This is a genomic window from Sphingobium sp. PNB (assembly GCF_019873065.1).
Classification (GTDB): Bacteria; Pseudomonadota; Alphaproteobacteria; order Sphingomonadales; family Sphingomonadaceae; genus Sphingobium; species Sphingobium fuliginis.
In genome coordinates this window covers 1-3,810 of the sequence record NZ_JAINEZ010000171.1, presented here as the reverse complement: position 1 = coordinate 3,810, position 3,810 = coordinate 1, and the positions used below count along the sequence as shown (strand labels likewise).

The window sequence follows — 3,810 nt, the reverse complement described above, 5'->3', positions numbered from 1 at the left end:
TATTATCGCGAGGTTGGAATAATGCGAAGGAAGTCAGCTATGCACGAGAATTACGCCGTTTTCTAACCGCGTTGCTGCGCATTATTTTTGTTGCGAACGTCTCCGGTGTCTGAAACGACCGAGGAGACAAACGTGCTGAATATCCATGATGAGCTGATCGCTGACCTGTCCAGATCTTTGACCGAGAAGCGCTACAATCCAGTGGCTGCCCAGAACAATGTTCTCTACGCGTCCGAATTTCTGATTTATCTTTCGGAGATTGATCTGCCGATTGAGGTTGTGACCCCGTCACATGTCGATCAGTATATTCGGTATGCGACTGAGTGCTTCGAAGCCAAATATGGTCGGTATCCTTCGCCACGATGGGATAGGCTTCCCCGAACAGCGATTTGTAAAATCCTCAGCCTTGCACAGGGGCAATGGCCGCCGCAGTCAGAAGTTGCGGAGGAGTCCGCCAAGCTGCACGGTGATTTAGCTAATGGCTACAGAAGATGGATGGAAGACGAACGAGGATTTACCGATCAAACCGTTCGAGGAAATATGTGGGAAGCAAGAACCTTCCTTAAATGGCAATTGGACCGGGGGTCGGATAATAGCGTCTTATCGTTGAGTGTAAGTGACATAGACGCATATATGGACATGCGTAGCTCCAATATGAGCCGTAAATCGATTTCAGGAATTGCGGCGCGGCTCCGCTCGTTGCTCCGATACCTGTATCAAGCAAGGCTTGTTTTGACCGATCTTGCTCCCCTTGTCATCGGGCCGAGCATCTATGCCTATGAGGGCGTACCTTCGATAATCGATAGCACCCAGATCAGGGCCGTCCTGGAAGAAACTGCGAAGGACAAGTCGCCCCGGGGTTTGCGCGATTATGCCATACTCCAAATCCTGGCCACATATGGGCTCAGGGATCGTGAAATTGTTAGAATCTCAATAGATGACTTGGATTGGCGAGCGGCGACATTGCGCGTTAGCCACCGGAAAACAGGAACATTTTCTATTCTCCCACTATCCGATGCGGTCGGAGAGGCTTTAATCGAATATCTGCGGCATGGACGCCCGCAAGTAGAATCACGCAATATATTTGTTCTGGCGTTGGCGCCCTACACCCCGATGACGACTGTTTACAACGTGGCGTCGAGGCGATTGGCGGCGGCAGGCGTCCATCTGCCCGGCAGGCGAGGGCCGCATGTCTTTCGGCACGCGCGCGCGACCGAGTTGCTTCGCGCTTCGGTTCCGCAAAAGATCATTGGGGATCTGCTTGGGCATCGGTCGGTCGAATCCTCAAATACCTACCTCAAGCTTGCGACTGAGGATCTCAGGGGGGTGGCGCTTGAAGTACCGGGATCGGGGGTGCGGTCATGAGCGCGTGGCTGGATACCGACGATACAGTGGCCGAGGAATTTCTGAAGACGCGCAAATTGACGGAGAAGCGCTTCAGAGCTTATCGGTCCGTTATCCGCAGCTTTGAGCGAGTATCTCAAAGGCATCAGGCGTTAAGCCGCGAGATGCTCTCCGAATGGATGAGGGAGCGTAAGGTAAACTTTTGGCCGAAGTCGTCCCAGGTACAGGAAATACATATCGTCGACGACTTCATCGATTATCTGCTTAAACGTGGCCTGATTGACAAAAATCCCATTGCTGACCTTCGGTTAAAACATGGTGCAAGGGGCAATAGACCAGTGTGGCGGGCTATTGCGTCTCCAAATCCGGATGATGCCCTCGTGGCGCTTCGTCGGCCGGCTCCCTTCGGGAGCTTCTTGGGCGATTTTATGCAGAACCATGTGACGCTGATGCGCAATCGTGGTTACAAATACACGACAGAGGCGGACCTTCTGCTCAGATTTGATCGCTTTCTTCAGGCTAGTCCGCATTTGGCGGGAGAGAGTATTGAGAAGATGGTAGCCGCATGGGCGGCCGCCAAGCGCACACCGCATCACGCTGCACAATGCCAAAAAGCGGAGCGGATGCTCACCAAGGCCCGATATCGCATCGATGCAAAGATGCTCCCAAGACCGTGCGATCCGCGAGTTGGGCAACAGGTCGCGCGGATTTATCGGAAACCTCATATTCTCAGCCCTGGTGACGTACGGTTGATGCTCGACGTGTCACGCTCCTACTCGACGCGGACGTTTTCCTACCGTCCGCTATGTGCGCGGCACATGATAATTCTGGCCTATTGTGCTGGATTGCGCCGCGGGGAGATTGCCAGGCTGAATCTCGGCGACGTGGACTTCAATTCCGGGACGATCACGATCCGGGACACGAAGTTCTACAAGACCAGAATTCTACCTTTGTCCGACAGCGCCTTGAGCGAGCTGGGCGCTTTTGTCGACGCGAGACGAGGCGCCGGCGCCTCGCAAGATCCGCAGTCTGCGCTGTTCTGGCATGATCATCCGAGTGGCCGCCACAGCTCGTATATGGTCTCCAAAATGATCACCGAAGTCATGCGCCAAGCCGGGCTTAAACCTCTTTCTGGGAGGGCGGGGCCACGCGTTCATGATCTTCGGCACTCAATGGTCGTGAACCGGATTCTCGAATGGTACAGAACCGGCGTAAATCCTCAGGAAAGGCTGCGCTTCCTTTCCACCTATATGGGCCACCGCGACATCAATTCCACGCTGGTCTACATAACCGTCACGCGCGATCTCCTGCACGAAGCGAACGAGCGCTTCCGCGCCATTGGCATCCGATGCCTTAACCTGGAGGTGGCGTCATGAAAAAGGGCGATCCCTTTCCGACGTTGTTGCGAGCGTTCTTCCAGGAGTGGCTGGCTGAGCAACGCAACGCATCGATCCACACGATCCGGTCTTATCGGGATACCTGGAGGCTGTTGCTCCGATTCGTTGCAGAACGAAAGAAGAGCGTGGTCGCGCGGCTGACCTTGGCTGATATTTCAGCCAGCGAGGTGCGGGCGTTTCTCAATCATGCCGAGAATGAACGCAAAGGCACGATCGGCACACGCAATTGCCGGCTCTCCGCAATCCGTAGCTTTTTCAGCTTCGTATCGGGCAAGGACCCCGAGTTGATTGTTCATTGTGCGGAAGTTCTTGCGGTGCCGGTGAAACGGGAACCCACCTCTGCCCCGTTCTACCTCGAACCTAACGAGGTCGAGGCCATTCTTGCACAGCCTGACCGGTCAACTCTCGCGGGGCTTCGCGACCATGTGCTGCTTTCGTTTCTTTATAACACGGGAGCGCGTATCCAGGAGGCGCTGGACCTATGCCCAGACGCAATCCGGTTGGACGCCCCTAATTTCGTGCGGCTCTATGGGAAGGGCCAGAAGGAACGCATCTGCCCGCTTTGGCCGGAAACGGTCATGCTGCTCGAAACGCTGCTGGCAAGGCAGCCTCGAGCGCCCCATGAACGTATCTTCGTCAACCGCTATGGCGAGCCCTTGGGCGCCTCAGGGGTGCGGTTCAAGCTCGCCGCCTATGTGAAGGAAGCAGCGAAAACCGTACCGACCCTGCGATCGAAGCATATAACCCCGCACAGTTTTCGGCACGCGACGGCAGTTCATCTTGTTGCTGCCGGGGTCGATATCACTGTCATCCGCAGTTGGCTTGGCCACGTCAGCCTCGACACGACTAACCACTACGCCCAGGCCGATTTGGAAACGAAGCGCAAGGCGCTGGAGCGGGTTGGCGTTCCAGTAACAGGCACCGCTACTCCTTCGTGGAAACGAGAGGCCAGTTTGATGGAGTGGCTGGACACCCTGTAAATTAATGCGAAGGAGCGTGGCAAAATATGGCGGTTTTGCACTTATGTCCCGCGCTCCTTCGCATTATTACAACCTCGCGATAATATGCA

3 protein-coding genes are annotated in these 3,810 nt (G+C 55.2%); all 3 read left to right on the top strand.

The features are described 5' to 3' along the window. The first annotated feature begins 132 nt into the window (after positions 1–132). Genes K7W03_RS26820 through K7W03_RS26810 form a run of 3 tightly spaced genes read left to right on the top strand, consistent with a single transcriptional unit; the run spans position 133 to position 3,721 of the window. A complete protein-coding gene (locus tag K7W03_RS26820) occupies positions 133–1,365 on the top strand; it encodes a site-specific integrase (RefSeq protein WP_048578767.1) in 1,233 nt (410 codons plus the stop codon). Further along, positions 1,362–2,720, top strand: coding sequence for a tyrosine-type recombinase/integrase (locus K7W03_RS26815; protein ID WP_048578766.1), 1,359 nt, complete (start codon positions 1,362–1,364; stop codon positions 2,718–2,720). Before K7W03_RS26820 ends, K7W03_RS26815 begins: the two co-directional genes overlap by 4 nt. Continuing rightward, the gene (locus K7W03_RS26810; protein ID WP_048578765.1) at positions 2,717–3,721 is read left to right on the top strand and encodes a tyrosine-type recombinase/integrase; all 1,005 of its coding nucleotides are present in this window, start codon (positions 2,717–2,719) and stop codon (positions 3,719–3,721) included. Before K7W03_RS26815 ends, K7W03_RS26810 begins: the two co-directional genes overlap by 4 nt. The last annotated feature ends 89 nt before the right edge of the window (positions 3,722–3,810 follow it).

Bases quoted from the DNA above. Each gene is read 5' to 3' on its own strand.
- K7W03_RS26815 (WP_048578766.1), top strand. From the start codon at position 1,362: ATGAGCGCGTGGCTGGATACCGACGATACAGTGGCCGAGGAATTTCTG.
- K7W03_RS26810 (WP_048578765.1), top strand. From the start codon at position 2,717: ATGAAAAAGGGCGATCCCTTTCCGACGTTGTTGCGAGCGTTCTTCCAG.